The 18,879-nt window shown below is 44.6% G+C and carries 13 protein-coding genes; 10 read left to right on the top strand and 3 right to left on the bottom strand.

Annotated elements, in window-relative coordinates; all coding sequences use genetic code 11:
• The first annotated feature begins 193 nt into the window (after positions 1-193).
• The gene (locus QZW47_RS10505) at positions 194-739 is read left to right on the top strand and encodes a hypothetical protein (protein WP_293126816.1); all 546 of its coding nucleotides are present in this window, start codon (positions 194-196) and stop codon (positions 737-739) included.
• A gap of 50 nt (positions 740-789) precedes the next feature.
• Here QZW47_RS10505 and QZW47_RS10500 read toward each other — a convergent pair whose 3' ends face one another.
• Complete coding sequence (locus QZW47_RS10500; protein WP_293126814.1) at positions 790-999, bottom strand: hypothetical protein; 210 nt, start codon at positions 997-999, stop codon at positions 790-792.
• A gap of 6 nt (positions 1,000-1,005) precedes the next feature.
• Positions 1,006-1,275 (bottom strand): hypothetical protein, encoded by a 270-nt coding sequence (locus QZW47_RS10495; protein WP_293126812.1) that lies wholly within the window; start codon positions 1,273-1,275, stop codon positions 1,006-1,008.
• 357 nt (positions 1,276-1,632) lie between these two features.
• Between QZW47_RS10495 and QZW47_RS10490 the strand changes: the two genes are divergently transcribed.
• The 5 genes from QZW47_RS10490 (at position 1,633) to QZW47_RS10470 (ending at position 4,784) form a co-directional block, all read left to right on the top strand.
• Positions 1,633-2,490, top strand: a complete 858-nt coding sequence (locus QZW47_RS10490) for an Hpt domain-containing protein (RefSeq protein WP_293126810.1) — start codon at positions 1,633-1,635, stop codon at positions 2,488-2,490.
• A 204-nt stretch (positions 2,491-2,694) separates the two neighbouring features.
• On the top strand, positions 2,695-3,093 hold the full coding sequence (gene tnpA, locus QZW47_RS10485; protein WP_293126808.1) for an IS200/IS605 family transposase: 399 nt from the start codon (positions 2,695-2,697) through the stop codon (positions 3,091-3,093).
• The gene (locus QZW47_RS10480) at positions 3,086-3,493 is read left to right on the top strand and encodes a hypothetical protein (RefSeq protein ID WP_293126806.1); all 408 of its coding nucleotides are present in this window, start codon (positions 3,086-3,088) and stop codon (positions 3,491-3,493) included. Before tnpA ends, QZW47_RS10480 begins: the two co-directional genes overlap by 8 nt.
• Positions 3,465-4,430 (top strand): transposase, encoded by a 966-nt coding sequence (locus QZW47_RS10475; protein WP_366930836.1) that lies wholly within the window; start codon positions 3,465-3,467, stop codon positions 4,428-4,430. The genes QZW47_RS10480 and QZW47_RS10475 overlap by 29 nt, the downstream gene beginning before the upstream one ends.
• Before the next feature lie 102 nt (positions 4,431-4,532).
• Positions 4,533-4,784: a hypothetical protein gene (locus tag QZW47_RS10470; RefSeq protein ID WP_293126802.1), complete on the top strand. Its 252-nt coding sequence runs from the start codon at positions 4,533-4,535 to the stop codon at positions 4,782-4,784.
• Between the two features lie 136 nt (positions 4,785-4,920).
• On the opposite strand, the gene QZW47_RS10465 is transcribed toward QZW47_RS10470, so the two are convergent.
• A complete protein-coding gene (locus tag QZW47_RS10465) occupies positions 4,921-5,208 on the bottom strand; it encodes a hypothetical protein (RefSeq protein ID WP_293126800.1) in 288 nt (95 codons plus the stop codon).
• Between the two features lie 618 nt (positions 5,209-5,826).
• Here QZW47_RS10465 and QZW47_RS10460 point away from each other — a divergent pair.
• The 4 genes from QZW47_RS10460 to QZW47_RS10445 all read left to right on the top strand — a co-directional run bounded on the left by QZW47_RS10460 (position 5,827) and on the right by QZW47_RS10445 (position 18,879).
• Complete coding sequence (locus QZW47_RS10460; RefSeq protein ID WP_293126798.1) at positions 5,827-8,373, top strand: ATP-binding protein; 2,547 nt, start codon at positions 5,827-5,829, stop codon at positions 8,371-8,373.
• A gap of 226 nt (positions 8,374-8,599) precedes the next feature.
• Positions 8,600-10,063, top strand: a complete 1,464-nt coding sequence (locus QZW47_RS10455; RefSeq protein ID WP_293126797.1) for a CIA30 family protein — start codon at positions 8,600-8,602, stop codon at positions 10,061-10,063.
• Positions 10,064-10,678: 615 nt separating this feature from the next.
• Complete coding sequence (locus QZW47_RS10450; RefSeq protein ID WP_293126795.1) at positions 10,679-11,557, top strand: carbohydrate ABC transporter permease; 879 nt, start codon at positions 10,679-10,681, stop codon at positions 11,555-11,557.
• An 848-nt stretch (positions 11,558-12,405) separates the two neighbouring features.
• Positions 12,406-18,879, top strand: coding sequence for an AAA family ATPase (locus QZW47_RS10445; protein ID WP_293126793.1), 6,474 nt, complete (start codon positions 12,406-12,408; stop codon positions 18,877-18,879).

Below are 18,879 nucleotides of genomic sequence, written 5' to 3'. Positions count from 1 at the left end.
TGTCGGCTGCTCTAAAAACCTATTTTCTGTCTCTGATTGTAAAAATTGCAATTCGGTGTTGCAATTATTGCATTTGTCTTAATAAAATGTAATATTTGTGACAAACTGCCCGGGACAGCTTTGATATCTTACTTTTTGTAGATGACGCAGTAAAACATCTGCGTGTGTAAAAAACATATCGAGGCAGGAAAAAATGTCTAAATTAATTGTTGGCTTAAGTGCTAGTTTATTGGCATCTGGATTATTTGGTAGCGTTGGTGAATTGGTTCAACCTCCTACTGTTAACAGTACAATTATTGCTCAAGCAAACGACCAAGCTCTCATTCAGCAAAATCGAGATTTGCTATTAAAAAATGGTCAAACAGCTAAGAATATTGCTGCTAAATTAGGCGCAGCAGTTAGCAACGAGGCAGCGCCATCAGGTAGCAATCCTTTGCAAGTTAACCAACAGCTAATCCTACAAAACAGAGCTACTTTTACCAGTATCGCTACAAAAGTAGGCGCAACTGTACCTAGCGTCGCAGGCCCAGCGGGCGGTGACTTAGCCACAGACAACCACAAATTATTGTTGGGAAATAGACAAATTGTCCGTGCGATCGCTGAAAAATTAGGCGTTAAACTGCCCGCTCCCCCAGAATTAACTGGCAGCATGGTGCAGAAAAATAACGCGCTGCTCAAAGGCAACGGCAATGCTTTAGCCGCGATCGCCGCCAAAGTCGGTGCCACAGTCGCTAAATAGCAAAATGCGATCGATATAGCCGTTGTTGTTATATCGATCGTCAAACGATATTAGTCTTGGACGCGCGGGTGGCCAGAAACCGGGTTTTTCCCTTGAATACTGTGATTGGCAGATTTGGGGAAAAACCCGGTTTCTTTGTCGAGCCGTGCGTAAGTCTGCACAAACGCCGAGAAACCGGGTTTTTTCGATAATACTTGGTTGTGATTGGCAGATTTGGGGAAAAACCCGGTTTCTTTGTCGAGCCGTGCGTAAGTCTGCACAAACGCCTAGAAACCGGGTTTTTTCGATAATACTTGGTTGTGATTGGCAGATTTGGGGAAAAACCCGGTTTCTTTGTCGAGCCGTGCGTAAGTCTGCACAAACGCCGAGAAACCGGGTTTTTTCGATAATACTTGGTTGTGATTGGCAGATTTGGGGAAAAACCCGGTTTCTTTGTCGAGCCGTGCGTAAGTCTGCACAAACGGCGAGAAACCGGGTTTTTTCGATAATACTTGGTTGTGATTGGCAGATTTGGGGAAAAACCCGGTTTCTGTCATAGTTTATTGATAATAACCCCGGATCGAGAACGAGAGAATATGGGGTTGCGGAATTTGGTTGGCGATCGAATTAGCAGGTTTAACAATGTGCGCCATGACAACTCTCTGCGGTTTGGTATTTGCCACCGTCGCTATCCTGAGGCAGGATAGATATCAAGCAGAAATAATCTGGTTTGCACTGGCATCTGTATCATGATTTTCTGAGTCCAGCGCTTTTGGCTCGCACAGCGAGCGGTATCGCGCATTCAACGCCGCTGTGATACCACCCGTCAGTTAAATATTGACTCAAAAGTAAAAAATATCAGCATTTTTAGGTTCTGCTTTCTGCTACTAGGGTGCCTTTCGGAGAAAAAATTTATGCTCCCAGAACAACTACAGCGCATTATCGGCTACTTTCTCGAAGAAGCCACAGAACACATCCAAATCATCGAACAAGGCTTGCAAGGCCTGCAAAACCCCGTGCAAGCTCCCCAAAGGATACACCAGCTTATCCGAGCCTCGCACTCGATTAAAGGCGGAGCAGCTATGCTAGGATTTAGCAGCATTCAGCGTATAGCCCACCGTTTGGAGGATTATTTAAAACTGCTCAGAGAATGTCCGATCGCTATTGATAGCAGGCTGCAATCGCTGTTAACTGAAGTTTTTGATATTTTAGCGGCCCTGGCGCACAAAGTTTCTAAGGCTTTTGGGCTCAACCACGAAGAGGCCAACCAGATGCTGTCCCTCGCCGAACCGGTTTTTGACGATCTCGACGCTTACCTGAGAGTGCTGATTCCCACTCGCCTCACGGTGAGAGCGACTACCGACGAACACATTCATGTTTTCTCGGGTTACTGCAATTCGTTGGGGGAATTTTCCTCTGCTATTTCCTCACGCGTCGGCCTCTTGGGGGGCACTATTACCCGCCACGAGCAGGAAGGTGAGGGCATCCGCGTTTATATTGACATTTACCTGCCGCCTTACAGCAGGATTGAAAACATCCGCGAAGCTGTTGAACTTTCAGGGGCGATTATCGGGACTGTTCAAACTCAGCGAGATTTTTCGCTGCTGGGGGGTGCGGATTATCCCGTTTACCAAAGTGCGATCGAACCTCCAGCAATTTGCATGGGATGCCGCTACTATTACGGCAGAAGCGACGGCGGCTACCTGCTCAACTGCGCCCTCCATCCCCGCGGCCCGGAAACAAAAGATTGTCGCGATCGCGAATTGCTATAAGCACGATCGCATCAGGACTCCGAATTAGTAATCTCGAACCAGGGAAAACTTTAGGAAAAACTAATATTATCCCTGACCAAAAAACGAGCCCGCCGGGCCCCTGGCTTCAGACACGGGGAAAAGTCGGCGGCGGTTTCAACCGCCTTCAATATTTCTTTACACTTTAAATTACACTATACGTCCACCAGCCTGTATACTGTAAAGATGAAAGTAAAACTAAAGTCAAACGCCAACGTAACTTACTCTTGTAACTATCATATTGTTTGGTGTCCCAAGTATCGGAGATCGGTATTGATCAAAGGTGTAGATATTCGACTGAAAGCTATATTGCAAGAAGTTTGCACCGAATTCAATGCCGAGTTGCTGGAGATGGAGGTTATGCCAGATCACGTTCATGTCCTGGTAGGAGTAGACCCACAATTCGGAATAGCAAAATTGATTAGATACTTGAAAGGACGCTCATCTCGACTGTTGAGACAAGAATTTCCTTGGCTAAAAAGCCGATTACCAACTCTTTGGACAAATAGTTATTTTGTTGCAACAGTTGGCGGTGCACCATTGTCTGTCGTCAAACAGTATATCGAGAACCAGAAAAATGTCTAATTACGGCTGCCAGCAAAACTTAATTAGTCCCGACTCTAGTCTGAAAGCGATTTTAGAATTTGTATGTAGTGAATCGAATAAGTTGGCTAATTGTGCCATTTACTATGGTCGGCAGTTATATTTCAAGACAATAAATATTCCCAGAAAAAATGATTTGCATAAAATGTTCAAGTCGAACTTGCATTTTAAAACCCTGTATTCTCATGTCGCCCAGCAAACTTTAACTAGGGTTGCTGAATCTTTTAGTTCGTACATTGGACTGCTAAAAGGAATTAAATCTGGAACGGTAACGCAACATCCAAAGCTACCGGGATACAAAAAAGATTCTTTTAAATTGGTTACATTCCCCAAGGCTGATGTCAAATTAAAGGATGGACTGCTGCGATTTCCATCTTCGTAGCAAGGTTAAGCTTTGGTTTGGAGTCGGAGAATTCTTTCTGCGGATGCCCTCTAATTTGGATTACAAAAAGTTGGTCGAAATTCGGATTCTTCCCAGAAACCGCTGCTTTTATGCCGAGTTTGTGTATCGCACAGAGGAATTAGCTGTAGAGTTCAACCCGGATCATGTTTTGGGATTAGACCACGGAATCAACAACTGGTTAACAGGAGTATCCAACGTGGGAACTTCTTTTATTGTTGATGGGCTGCATTTAAAGTCCTTAAATCAGTGGTATAACAAGCGCGTATCTGTCTTAAAGGAGAATCAACCCCAAGGCTTTTGGTCGAATCAATTAGCTCGGATTACTGAGAAAAGAAATCGACAGATTAGAGATGCAGTAAATAAGGCAGCGAGAATTGTCGTTAATCATTGTATTGAAAATAAAATAGGAACATTAGTTTTTGGGTGGAATAAAGACCAGAAGCAAAATGCAAATATGGGTAAAAAGACGAATCAAAAGTTTGTACAAATTCCCACGGGTAGACTGAAAGATAGGATATCTCAGTTGTGTAAACAACATGGAATTAATTTTGTAGAAACTGAAGAAGCTTATACTTCAAAGGCTAGTTTCCTGGACAATGATTCGCTACCTAAGTTCGGTGAAAAACCTGAAGGGTGGAAAGAATCAGGGAAAAGAGTAACTCGCGGACTATACTGTTCGGCAGGCGGTACAAAAATCAATGCCGATGGCAATGGGGCGGCGAATATTATCAGAAAAGTAGCGGTGAAACTAGGATTAAATCTTAGTAGAATCAGTAGCGGCGATTTGATGGCGCCTTTGAAGATCCGACTCTGGACTCTTCAAGAATCCCCGTCTATGAAAGGGCTGGGGAGTATCAAATCTTTCAGAATGCCAGATGCCAATTTTTTACTGCTTCCTTCTTTCGGAGAGCGCTAAAATTGTATCGGTTACATCCCGTACATTACACGCTGCCGAACTTCCTCGATCGCCACTCGGATTAATTGCATCATCCTAGAAGGATGCCCCGCTGCCGAAGCATTGATAGCCAGACAAGCGATCGCCATAACGAACAAGATGTATAGCAGTTCTCAAAAAGATGAGGTATTGAGCAATAAATCCCTCAATCCTTGCCCTCCGAGGGAAGCCGCTCCGGGCAAATCTCAAATCTCAAATCGAAAAATGGAAAATCTCAACCTCTACCTCACCTTTTTGAGACTCGGCTATAGCAGTTCTCAGAAAGATGACGCACCGGACCAATTAATCCCTCAATCCCTCAATCCCCCAATCTAAAATCTCAAATCTAAAATCTCAAATCAGAACCTGTACCTCACATGAGTGAGACTCGGCTATATATGTCGGAGGCATTACTACCCCGATCGCGAACCAGGTAAAAATGTGCAAGATGTTGCGGTATTTGTCTGATGGTTCAAATGGTATCCGTGACATCGGTTACTTGCATCCGTTGCCGAACTGCCTTCTTGCTGCTTGCTGCTTCTAAACCTCGCCTGAAAGCTGATACCGCCACTCGGATTAATTGCATCATGCTAGAAGGATGCCCCACTGCCCAGACATTGATAGCCAAACAAGCGATCGCCATAACTAGCAAGATGTATGTCGGAGGCATTACTACCCCGATCGCAAACCAGGTAAAAACGTGAAAAATCATTGCTGTTGCCCAAAGCCCGGCCACAGCCGCAGACGCCCATACTTGCATTCGAGGTCGGTTTAGTCCTGTCAAAATCCCTGTGTACAAAGTAGTCAGCAAATTTGCCGGAACTAAAAAGGCACAGATAGCTATGCAGTAGCTATGCGAGAACTCAGTAACTGTATTGAAGTCGAGCATCACTCTAATTGTCGGGCCTGTTGGATATACTTAAAAAGCTTAACGCGACTTGACTTTCAAATCTTGTCACCCTTACCTTAACTTAATATTTTCGTCACTCTGCCGGTCTGGAGACACATTTCTATCCTCCTGTTTCTCCGTCTCAAAATCTTACCATAAATATTAATTTTGTGGAACATGATTCAAATCACTTGAACTATGGGAACAATTGCTGCAATAATTAATATTGGCCACAAATCGTATATAAGAGTCGAGTTCGCAAACACATCCAGAATGCTCGCGCCAGTCTAGCAGCAACACTTCTGGTAGGCTGATTTTCCACTCTATTATTTTCGACTCGCTGATTTGAGGTCAGATGCCTGAGCTGTGTCGGTCAAGGGAGCAAGCCGTCATGCGATCGAACAATATCAGATTATCGAAAATCCCATCTGACCTCAAATCTAAAATATAGATAACTCTCTCGAAATTTTACAGCGGAAAACAGAGACAATGGAGCGACAAATTCAAATTCCAGCCCTCGAAGAAGTGGACTTGACAAACTGCGACAGAGAGCCGATTCATATATCGGGGCACATTCAGCCACACGGAGTTCTCCTGGTAGTACGAGAACCTCAACTAGAAATACTGCAAATCAGTGAAAATACGCAAGATTTGTTGGGAGTTGATGCCAAAAGCGCGATCGGTCAAGATTTAAGCTTATTACTCGATCGCACTCAGCTAGAAAAACTCAAAGCCTGTTTGCAGAAAGACAACTTAAAAACCATCAATCCCATTAAACTGTCTGTCGAAAAAGCAGGCAAGTCTTTAGAATTTGACTGGATCCTCCACCGAGGAGAAGGAGTTTTGATCGTCGAGTTAGAATTGGCAACCACCACAGAAAATTTTTCAGTTTTTAGCTTTTATCATTCAGTGAGATCCACTGTCAGCAAAATTCAAAGCGCCAGAAATCTCAAGGAATTATGTCAACAGACTGTGGAAGAAGTCAGGAAAATTTCGGAATTTGATAGAGTGATGGTCTATCAATTCGATCCCGAAGGCAACGGCGCTGTAATCGCTGAAGACAAAGCAGAAAACCTGAGTGCTTTCTTAGGCTTAAACTACCCCAGCACAGATATTCCCAAACAAGCCAGAAAACTATATTCGTTAAATTGGTTGAGGTTAATACCAGATATTAATTATCAACCAGTCTCCCTCGTCTCAGCAAACAATCCTGTTACCAACCAGCCCCTCGATCTCAGTTTCAGCGTATTGAGAAGCGTTTCCCCCATGCACATAGAATACCTGCAAAATATGGGCGTGACAGCTTCGATGTCCATCTCGTTAATCAAAGATAAAAAACTGTGGGGATTGATTGCTTGCCACAACTATACACCAAAATACCTCAACTATGAAGTGCGCGCAGCCTGCGAATTTATCGGGCAAGTAATGTCCTTAGAACTGCAATCAAAAGAAGGAAACGAAGACTACGACTACAAACTACACTTAAAATCAATTCAAACTCAGATTTTTGAAGACATATCTACCTCCGAAAATTTATCGGAAGTGTTAGTTAAATGTCAGCATAATTTGCTGGAAGCAGTCAACGCCCTGGGAGCAGCAATAATATTTGGAGACAATTGCTATCGAGTCGGACAAACACCTCCGGGAGAATCACTCAAATATTTAACTAAGTGGGTGCAAAAGCACCTAGCAAAAGAAATATTTTATACAGACTCGCTGACCAAATTCTATCCAGAAGCTGAGGAATTCAAAGACACAGCCAGCGGGTGTTTGGCTATCGCAATATCGCCGAGTCAACAAATATACGTTTTGTGGTTTCGTCCGGAAGTAATTAGTACCGTAAACTGGGCTGGCAACCCCAATAAACCCGTTGAAATAGATGTAGATGGCAGCCAGAGACTGTCTCCTAGGAAATCTTTCGAGCTGTGGAAAGAAAATGTAAAGTGCAAATCTTTGCCCTGGAAACAATGCGAAATAGACGCTGCATTGCAACTAAAAAAAGCCATGATAAATATCGTGCTGCGCCAAGCAGACAAGCTCGAAAAATTAAATAAAGCACTAGAAGCATCAGTCGCCAGAGAACGCGAAAAGACTGCTCATTTAAAAACAGCGATGTCCGAGCTACAACGCGCGCAAACTCAATTGGTGCAGAGCGAAAGAATGTCGAGTTTGGGACAGTTGGTAGCGGCGGTAGCTTACGAAGTCACTAACCCGATTAACTTCATTTACGGAAATCTTAGCTATGCTGACGAATATACTCAAAAAATTATCAATTTATTGCTGCTTTACGAGGAACATTACCCATCGCCTTCGCTGGAAATTAAAGCCGAAATAGAAGCAGCAGAAGTAGAGTTTATAGTTGAAGACTTGCCGAAGTTGTTGGGTTCTATGAAAGTTGGAGCTCACCGCATTCGCGAGATAGTTCAGTCGCTGCGAAACTTCTCTAGAATTGACGAAGCAGAGATTAAACCCGTTGACATTCACGACGGATTGGACAGCGCTTTGCTGATTTTGAGCAACCGACTCAAACCGAAGCCCGTGAAGCAAAGCTATCCCGTAGGGAATCGCCAGACAATTCATCTGATCAAAGAATATGGCTCTCTGCCTTTAGTTGAGTGTTATGCAGTTCAAATCAACCAAGTGTTTATGAATGTACTCACAAACGCAATTGATGCTCTAGAAGAGTCCTTTGTAAACACAAAAATATCGCCCCCATATGGGGGCGAAGCACCATCAGTGAAAGTCGGACAAATTCGGATAGTAACAGAAGTTTGTCCGGGACAAAAAGCCGTAGCAGTGAGGATTAAGGACAACGCTTGGGGCATGGAAGAAACAGTTAGCCAAAAAATATTTGAGCCGTTTTTTACCACAAAACCTGTGGGTAAAGGTGCAGGCATAGGTTTGGCAATTTGTCACGAAATTGTGGTAGAACAACACGGCGGCAAATTGAGCTGCATCTCAGCCCCCGGAGAGGGAACCGAGTTGATTATTGAGATTCCCTTGAGCCAAACTCATCTCAAACCCCATGTCAGATGATTTTAGATTTTAGATTTTAGATTTTAGATTTTAGATTTTGGATTGGGGATTGGAGATTGGGAATGAGTTACTGAATCAGGGTTGGGATATCAGCTAAAGTGGCATTCTTTTGTAAAAATGGTATCAAGTAAAAAAAAGTGCGATCGCCCGCCAACGCACAAATCTAAAATTCGATTAAAATACAAAAGCAGCTAAGTAGATTTGAGCCAACTCTGAGGAAGCGACTGTGACTGAAAAAAATACCGCCCAATGGGATGCCGGCAGATTTGTCAAAACCTTGGCTTATTTCGGCGTCATTCCCTTCATCGGCAGCATTAGCTGGCTGCAACAATTGTTCGGAAGCAGCAGCAACATTAAAAAAGACAAGCCCAAACTCGTACTGGTAGCCGGTGCCACCGGTGGCGTCGGGAAGCGAGTTGTCAAGCGGCTGCAACAGCGAGGATATCAAGTGCGCTGTCTGGTGAGAGATATTAAAAGAGCAACCGAAATTCTTGGCAAAAATGTCGAATTAGTCGAGGGAGATATCACTATCGCCGAGACGCTAACAGCGCGCGTCACTGAGGGCGTGGAAGCAGTTATCTCCTGTACGGGTACCAAAGTTCAACCTGTAGAAGGAGATACTCCAACTAGGGAAAAATACTATCAAGGCATCAAGTTTTATCTGCCGGAAGTTGTGGATGTTCCCGAAGTTGTGGAATACAAAGGCCTGAATAATTTAGTACAAGCTGTACGCAGCCAGCTCATGAAAGCAGGCGAAAAAATCATTTTTGACTTCACAAAACCTACTCAAGATTTAAAGGAAACTTGGGGCGCTCTCGATGATGTGGTGATGGGCGGGACTAGCGAAAGTTCGATCGTACTTACAGACAGTACAGCTATCTTCACGGGCAATGTTTCCACCGCCAACTCCGGCGGTTTTGCTTCTGTCCGCACCCGTAACTTCGATTCTCCGCTCAATCTCACAGGATTTAACGGCTTCCTGATGCGGGTCAAGGGGGATGGTAAGCGCTACAAATTGATCGTGCGTAGCGAGGCTAAATGGGATGGCATTGGCTATTGCTATTCGTTCGATACTGTGTACAATACCTGGATTACGATCGCAGTTCCCTTCGATAAGTTGATTCCAGTATTCCGCGCCAAAACTGTGAAAGACGGCTCTAAATTCGATCCCACCAGTATTTATTCTTTTCAGCTAATGCTGAGCAAGTTTGAATATGATGGCGCGCTAAATCCGAAATTTACACCCGGTGTGTTTCAACTGGAATTAGAATCTATTAAAGGTGATGGCGGGCAGACTTTGCCGCAATTTGTGATGGTGAGTTCGGCTGGAGTTACGCGCCCAGGGCGCCCCGGACTGATTTTGGAAGAGGAACCGCCGGCTGTCAGGATGAATGATATGTTGGGCGGAATTTTGACTTGGAAGTTGAAAGGGGAGGATTGCGTGCGATCGAGCGGCATACCTTATACTGTTGTCAGACCTTGTGCTTTGACTGAGGAACCGGGCGGCAAAGCTTTGATCTTCGAGCAAGGAGACAATATTCGCGGTAAAGTTAGTCGGGAAGATATTGCAGAATTGTGCGTGCAAGCTTTGTCACAACCGCAGGCTTGTAAGGTTACTTTTGAGGTAAAAGAGGGGGAAAATTCTATTGCTCCGGGAGATTGGGAACGTTTGTTTTCTGGGGTGAAATAACTATTGTTTGTAGGGGCGCAATGTCCACCGATTGCAACGGCGAATGGAAAACGGCGGTTGAAACCGCGTCTACACAGACAAAACCCGCCTCCGCGGGTTGAAGAATTAGATAGATAAAATGGTGAATTAAAAACGGCGAATCGAATTCGCGTCTACACAGACAAAACCCGCCTCCGCGGGTTGAAGAATAAGATAAAATGGCGAATGGAAAACGGCGAATCGAATTCGCGTCTACACAGACAAAACCCGCCTCCGCGGGTTGAAGAATAAGATAAAATGGCGAATGGAAAACGGCGAATCGAATTCGCGTCTACACAGACAAAACCCGCCTCCGCGGGTTGAAGAATAAGATAAAATGGCGAATGGAAAACGGCGAATCGAATTCGCGTCTACACAGACAAAACCCGCCTCCGCGGGTTGAAGAATAAGATAAAATGGCGAATGGAAAACGGCGAATCGAATTCGCGTCTACACAGACAAAACCCGCCTCCGCGGGTTGAAGAATAAGAGCGGGCGACAAATGGAATTACGTTGTTTTCTTCTGTCCGCGGAGGCGGACATTGTTTGTATAGGCGCGGTTTCAACCGCCGTCTTATTTATTAACCAATACCAATTATGTATTTGAAATTTTTCCGACGCTATTCTACACCTTATTTATTTCTATTTCCGGCTTTGTTTGTTTTGACTTTGACTGTGTTATGGCCGGCGGTGCAAGCTTTTTATTTGAGTTTTACTAATTACGAATACGATTTAACTCAAATGCCGCAGTGGGTGGGTTTGAAGAATTTTGAGCGCTTGTGGGGCGATCGCACTTTTTGGCAAACTTTGACCAATACGCTGCTGTATCTGATCTGTGTTGTGCCTGTATTGGTTGTTCTACCGTTGGGAATGGCAATTTTGTGCAATCAAAAGCTGCGCGGGATGAACTGGTTTCGCGCGGCATACTACACGCCTGCGGTGATTTCGATGGTTGTCGCCGGGATTGCTTGGAAGTGGCTGTTTGCGGAGACTGGATTGCTAAATCAGTTGGGGGAAGTGTTGGGTTTACCTCCGGTTTCTTGGCTGGCAAATCCGAAGGTGGCAATCTTTAGCGTGATGGCGGTTACTGTCTGGAAAGGATTAGGTTATTACATGGTAATTTATTTGGCGGGGCTGCAATCTATCCCGGCAGAACTTTATGAGGCAGCGGCGATTGATGGTTCGGAAGGTTTGCGGAAACATTGGGATATTACTGTGCCCCTGATGAAGCCTTATTTAGTTTTGGTGGCGGTGATTTCGGCAATTTCTGCTACTAAGGTTTTTGAAGAAGTTTATATTATGACTCAGGGCGGGCCTCGCAATAGTTCTAAGACTGTTGTTTATTATCTTTACGAACGGGCTTTTAAGGATTTGGAAATCGGTTATGCTTGTACGATCGCTCTAGTGTTGTTTTTGCTGATTTTGGGTTTGTCGGTTTTGCAAGTTAGCCTCCAGGGCTTGACTCGCAATGATTAGTTGACAGTTGACAGTTGACAGTTGACAGTTGACAGTTGACAGCGTTAATCAGTTGACAGTTGACAGTTGACAGTTGACAGCGTTAATCAGTTGACAAAGAGAACAATATTAAGACGGCGGTTGAAACCGCCGGTTATTCAACCCGCGGAGGCGGGTTTTGTTTGTGTAGACGCGGTTTCAACCGCCGAGTCTTTTGACGGCGGTTTCAACCGCCGGTTATTCAACCCGCGGAGGCGGGTTTTGTTTGTGTAGACGCGAATTCGATTCGCCGAGTCTTTTGACTTCAACCCGCGGAGGTGGTCGCTGAGCTTGTCGAAGTGCGGGTTTTGTTTGTGTAGACGCGGTTTCAACCGCCGAGTCTTTTAACGGCGGTTTCAACCGCCGGTTATTCAACCCGCGGAGGCGGGTTTTGTTTGTGTAGACGCGGTTTCAACCGCCGAGTCTTTTAACGGCGGTTTCAACCGCCGGTTATTCAACCCGCGGAGGCGGGTTTTGTTTGTGTAGACGCGGTTTCAACCGCCGAGTCTTTTAACGGCGGTTTCAACCGCCGGTTATTCAACCCGCGGAGGCGGGTTTTGTTTGTGTAGACGCGGTTTCAACCGCCGAGTCTTTTTAAGTTAAATATAGCACATTAATTATACGTAATAATACGTAATTACGATCGACTTAAATATTAAGCTAAATAGCTAATGACAAAGCTGTGAGACTTGCACTAAGGTTGATTATATCTCACGAGTTTTGCCGATCGCCCGCGCCCATCACCCGTCTAACAGAGGCGATCGACTCCCGCCCACAGCACAACTCCTGCAAATTGGCTGCAAACCCTTTGAATTTAAATTTATTAAACTATGATTTCGCTAAAAGGCTATCAAATCACCGAACAAATTTACTCTGGTGTCAATACCGTGATTTATCGGGGAATATGGCAAAAACACAATTTGCCAGTCATCGTCAAAACCCTGAAAAGCGAGTATCCAACTCTCGAAGAAATTACCCGTTTGAGACACGAATATAAAATCAGAAAAAATCTCAAAAATATTGAAGATATTGTCAATTGTTACCGCCTAGAAAACAATCAAAATGGTGTGGCGCTGACAGTCGAAGACTTTGGAGGCTTGGCTTTATCGATTTTTTTAAAGGCGACCAGACTCAACTTAATCCAAATTCTCAAGATAGCGATCCAACTAGCTGAAAGTTTGGGTAAAATCCATCAAAACCAAATAATTCACAAAGATATTAAACCGCACAATATCATCATTCATCCTGAAACCTATCAGGTTAAAATTACTGACTTCAGCATCTCGTCGCGCTTGGTTCGAGAAAACGCAACTTCTAGCTATCCCAATTTGCTCGAAGGCACGTTAGCTTATATTTCGCCGGAACAAACTGGTAGAATGAATCGGGCGATCGACTATCGCAGCGATTTTTATTCGCTTGGTGTCACTTTTTACGAGATGCTGACTGGTGAATTGCCATTTAGCGCGATCGACCCTTTAGAATTAGTTCACTGTCATATCGCTAAAATCGCACCCACGCCACACAGTTTGCAGCCGGAAATTCCCGAAGCCATCTCTGACATCGTGATGAAGCTGTTGGCGAAGACGGCGGAAGATAGGTATCAAAGCGCCGACGGGCTGAGGTTTGACCTCGAAACTTGTCTCGCCAAACTCCAAGCTAGTGGCAATATATCTGATTTTACGGCCGGAAATGCCGATCAAGCCGGTCAACTCCTCATCCCCCAAAAACTCTACGGTAGAGAAGCCGAAGTCGCCACTTTGTTGGCAGCCTTTAACCGAGTTAGCGGTGTCGAACCCCCCCAACCCCCCCTTGTTAAGGGAGGGCTTCTGGAAATTTCTTCACCTACGCCCGCCTTTAACCGAGTTAGCGGTGTAGAACCCCCCCAACCCCCCCTTGTTAAGGGGGGGCTTCTGGAAATTTCTTCACCTACGCCCGCCTTTAACCGAGTTAGCGGTGTAGAACCCCCCCAACCCCCCCTTGTTAAGGGGGGGCTTATTGAGGTTTCTTCACCCCCCTTAACAAGGGGGGCAGGGGGGGTAGAATTAATCCTGGTTTCCGGTTACTCCGGCATCGGCAAATCCTGCTTAGTAAACGAAGTTCAAAAACCCATAATTCGGCAGCGTGGCTATTTTATTGGTGGCAAATTTGACCAATTCAAACGCAATATTCCCTACGCTTCCGTGATTCAAGCATTCCAGTCATTAATTCGGCAGTTGCTCACAGAAAGTGCAGCATCTATCGGAACTTGGAAACAAAAATTGCTAGCCGCTTTGGGAAGCAACGGCAAAGTTATCACAGACGTGATTCCCGAAGTCGAACTGATTATCGGAGAACAGCCGGAAGTCCCGCAATTGGGGCCGACAGAATCGCAAAACCGATTTAATCGGGTGTTTAAACAATTCATTAGCGTGTTTACTGCCCGCGAACACCCGCTAGTAGTTTTTCTCGACGATTTGCAGTGGGCAGATTCCGCATCGCTGAAATTAATTGAACTGCTAGTGACGGATTTAGAAAGCAAATATTTGCTGCTAATTGGAGCCTATCGAGATAACGAAGTCAGCGCCACCCATCCGCTGATTCAAACCATCGAAAACATCCAAAAATCGGGGGCAAGAATGCCAGAAAGAATCAGCAATATTGTTCTCGCTCCCTTAGAATTGAGTCATGTAGAGCAATTAATTTCGGAAACTTTAAAAAGCGGAATATCGGAAAATATTAAACTTTTAGCAGAGCTACTTTTCAACAAAACCCAAGGCAATCCCTTCTTTTTGACTCAGTTGCTGAGAACTCTTTATCAAGAAAATCTGTTAGTTTACGATTTTCCATCGGGTGCGTGGCAGTGGGATCTCGGACACATCCAAGCGATAGGCATTACCGACTGCAATGTCGTAGAGTTAATCGCTCGCAATATTCGGAAATTGCCCGTAATGGCGCAGTCAGCATTACAATTAGCGGCTTGTATTGGCAACCAGTTTAATTTAGAAGTGCTGGCAATTGTCAGCGAAAAATCTCAGAAGGAAACAGCATTAGCTCTCTGGGATACTCTTCAGGCAGGTCTAGTTTTGCCACTGAGCAACGATTACAAAATTCCGCTGGTTTTTGAAGGTTCAGAAACGGGGCTGTCGGGGCTGCAAGATGTGCGGGTTGATTACAAGTTTTTGCACGATAGAGTGCAGCAAGCGGCTTATTCTTTGATTCCCGATGGCGACAAGCAAGCAACACATCTGAAAATCGGTCAACTGCTGCTCAACAATACTCCCGCCTCTGAGATTGAAGAAAATGTCTTTGATATTGTCAATCAACTGAATTTCGGTGTTGAATTCCTCGTAGAAAAAGCCGCCAAAGACGAACTAGCCAAACTAAATCTCATCGCTGGAAAAAAAGCTAAAGCATCCAGTGCTTACGAAGCTGCTGTCAGATATCTGAATGTCGGTTTGGAACTGATTAATTCGGAAAAACGAGGGTTTTGTAGGGGTAGTGGATGGTGCGGGCCTACCCCCTCCACCAACGATTTGTTCGTCGTTTCAAGTATGGGGGCAACCACGGGGGGATTGCCCCTACAAGAGAATGAAACAGCCCTGCCCCTAAGTATCAGCTCAAGTTGGCAGACTGATTATGACTTGACGCTGAATCTTTATGTAGAAGCGGCGGAGGCGGAATATCTCAATACTAACTTTGCGCGATCGCAAGAATTAGCGGATATCGTGTTGCAACAAGCTACAAACCTGCTCGACAAAGTTAAGGTTTACGAACTGCAAATCCAGTCTTATTTGTCTCAAAACCAGATGCTTGAAGCCATCGATACTGGTTTAAAAGCTTTAGAAATTTTGGGATTTACATTGTCGGAAATCCCCCCAGAGGGCTTGACTGCAATTAAGTTACCTCAGCTTGAGGAACTAGAAAACGTTCCGCTAATGACTGATGGCTATGAGTTGGCCGCAATGCGGATACTTTCGGCTGTTGTTTCTCCTGTTTTTGTGGCCAAACCAGAACTCTTGTCGCGGGTTATCTTCACAATGGTGGATTTTTCTATTAAACGAGGTCATTCAGCGCTTGGGGCGATCGCCTATATTTGGTATGGCTTGCTGCTGGCTGGAGCATTAGGAGAGATCGACGCTGGATATCATTCTGGACAGTTAGCTCTGAAGCTGTTAGAGCAATTCAATGCCAAACAATTTAAATGCAAAGTTTACCACCTGTTCAACACTTTTGTGCGCCACTGGAAAGAACACGCTAAAGAGACAATTGCCCCCTTAATAGAGAGCGTTCAAAGCGGTCTGGAAACGGGAGATTTAGAATTTAGTAGTTATGCTGCTTTAAACAGTTGCTCTTGCCCTTTTTTGATTGGAGAACAACTAGATATTGTCGAACAAAAACAAGTACAATACTTTACTTTAGTACAAAATCTCAAACAAGAACTTTCGATGGAATTGCTGGGCATCTGGGGGCAAATTATTTTAAACTTGCGAGGGAGAGCCGCAAACCAATCTCAATTAATAGGTGAAAAATTTAATGAAGCAGAAATGTTGCCTCGGCTGCAACAAGCTAACAATTATATGTCACTGTTTAATGTTTATCTGGCTAAATTAGTGCTTAATTACGTATTTAAACAGCCCAAAAAAGCAGTTGCTGACGCATCTTTAGCGACCGAATATGCTTCAGCAGCAATTGGCTTCATGATGATTGGTACGCACAATTTTTACTATTCGCTGGCACTTCTGGCTGTGTATCCAACTGCTGACAGCGAAACACAAGAAAAATACTTGATGCAGGTAGCAGCGAATCAGGAAAAAATGCAGAAATGGGTGCACCACGCACCGATGAATTACCAGCACAAATATGAGTTAGTTGAGGCTGAAAAAGCGCGGGTGTTGGGAGAAAAAGACCGGGCGATCGATTATTACGATCGCGCAATTCAACATTCCCGCGAACAGGGATACATTCAGGAAGAGGCTTTAGCCAATGAATTAGCTGCTGAATTTTACCTGTTGGCGGGCCGGGAGAAGGTGGCTAAGGTTTACATGACGGATGCTTACTACGGTTATATCCGCTGGGGTGCGAATGCTAAGGTTGCTGATTTGGAGGAACGCTATCCGCAGTTAATTGCACGGATGCCGGAAAGTGATAGTCTCACAATTAACGATCGCCCAACTGTGACTTTAACTTCTTCAACCCTGACTGACAGTCACAAAGCTTTGGATTTCGATACTGTGATGAAAGCATCTCAGGCTATCTCCGGCGAAATTGTCCTCGATGCTTTGCTGGACAAATTGATGCGGATTTTGCTGGAAAATGCCGGGGCTCAAACTGGGTGTTTGATCGCGTCGAAAAATGGTGAATTTGTCATTGAAGCTGCGGGAGAGGTTGGCGGGGATGTGCGGGTGCTCTCGGGCGCGGGCTTGGATGGTGCGTATCCGCGATCGCTAATCAATTTTGTCGATCGCACTCTCGAAGATATTGTCCTCCACGATGCCCGCAGCGAGGCAATTTTCAACGCTGACCCCTACATCGCCGAATTTCAGCCCAAATCGGTGTTGTGCGCGCCGATCGTCTATCAAGGCAAATTAACCGCCATCCTTTATCTAGAAAATAATTTGGTCGCCGGCGCCTTTACAGGCGATCGGTTGGAAGTATTGAAGCTGCTTTCTTCCCAAGCTGCGATCGCCCTAGAAAATGCCCGCCTTTACACAAACTTAGAAACTGCCAACAAACAACTCGCAGAATACAACTTTACCCTAGAAGCAAAAGTTAAAGAACGTACCCAAGAATTATACGAAAAAAACTCGCTGCTTTCCGAAGAAATTAAAGAACGCCAAAAAGCCGAAGCCATCGCCCGAGATGCCAGCCGCGCCAAAAGCGAATTTTTAGCTAACATGAGCCACGAATTGCGAACGCCCCTCAACGGCATTTTAGGTTACGCTCAAATCTTTAAGCGCGACCAAAATTTAACCTCGCAACAGCAGAATGGAATTAGCGTTATCCACCGCTGTGGTGAACACTTACTCGCTTTAATCGAGGATATTTTAGACCTTTCTAAAATTGAGGCTAGGAGAATGGAAATCGTGCCTACCGAGTTTAATTTTTTAGATTTTATTCAAGGCATAAATGCCATTTGCAGCATCCGGGCAGGTCAAAAAAATATCGCTTTTAATTGCGAATATCTTTCGTCTCTTCCCAATGCCATCTCGGCAGATGAAAAGAAGTTGCGCCAAATTTTAATTAATTTAATCGGCAATGCTGTTAAGTTTACGGAAAGGGGAGGCGTTACTTTTAAGGTTTCAGTAGTGGATGCTGTAAGAGATGGAACGCGGACTGAAGTCCTTACTACGAACCTTGATGGAACGCGGACTGAAGTCCTTACTACGAACCTGAGGATGCGGTTTCAAGTTGAAGATACAGGAATTGGCATCGCTGCTGATGAATTGCCAAAGATATTTGCACCTTTTGAACAAGTTGGTAATACCCGCCGCCATACTGAAGGCACAGGCTTAGGATTAGCAATCAGCCGCCAATTAGTCGAGATTATGGGCAGTGAATTGAAAGTAGAAAGCACTTTAGGCAGAGGTAGCATTTTCTGGTTTGAATTAGATTTGCTAGCAGCAGATAAGCCTGAGAAAAATACAAATAATTTTCCACAATTTATCAAAGGTTTTAAGGGTAGTAAGAAAAAAGTTTTGGTGGCGGACGATATGTGGGAAAATCGCTCGGTTTTAATTCACCTGCTAGAACCGTTGGGTTTTGAAATAATTGAGGCGACAGACGGTCAAGATTGTTTGAAAAAAGCCCTAGAATTTCAACCAGATTGTATCTTGATTGATTTGGTAATGCCCATCATGGACGGATTTGAAGCGATGCGGCAAATTCGCAAGTTGCCCCCTTTGCAAAATGTGGTGGCAATTGGCACTTCTGCTAGCATTATGGAAGTGGAAAAGCAGGGAAGTTTAGCAGCAGGATGCAATGCTTTTCTCCCCAAGCCGATCCGCGCTGAGGAACTTTTAAATTGCTTGCAAGTTCATTTAGAGTTAGAATGGATTTACGAGGAGTTGCAAGATAGAGCTGAATCAGAAGTTTCCCAGAATCAATCTCAAATTCACGATCAAAAAATCATCCCTCCTCCGGCCGATGAAATAGCTGTACTTTTTGAATTAGCAATGATGGGTGACTTAGGAGGCATTCAAAAACAAGCAGAAAAATTGGCCCAAATGGATGCAAGATATGTCTCTTTCGCCAACAATCTCAATCAATTAGCTAAAAATTTTGAAGAAGAAAAGATTTTAGAATTCGTAGAACAATACAGGAATTAA

Origin of the sequence: Microcoleus sp. bin38.metabat.b11b12b14.051, assembly GCF_013299165.1 — a bacterium.
GTDB lineage: Bacteria > Cyanobacteriota > Cyanobacteriia > Cyanobacteriales > Microcoleaceae > Microcoleus.
Note: the sequence above shows the minus strand (reverse complement) of the source record. Positions and strands in the feature narration are given on the sequence as shown.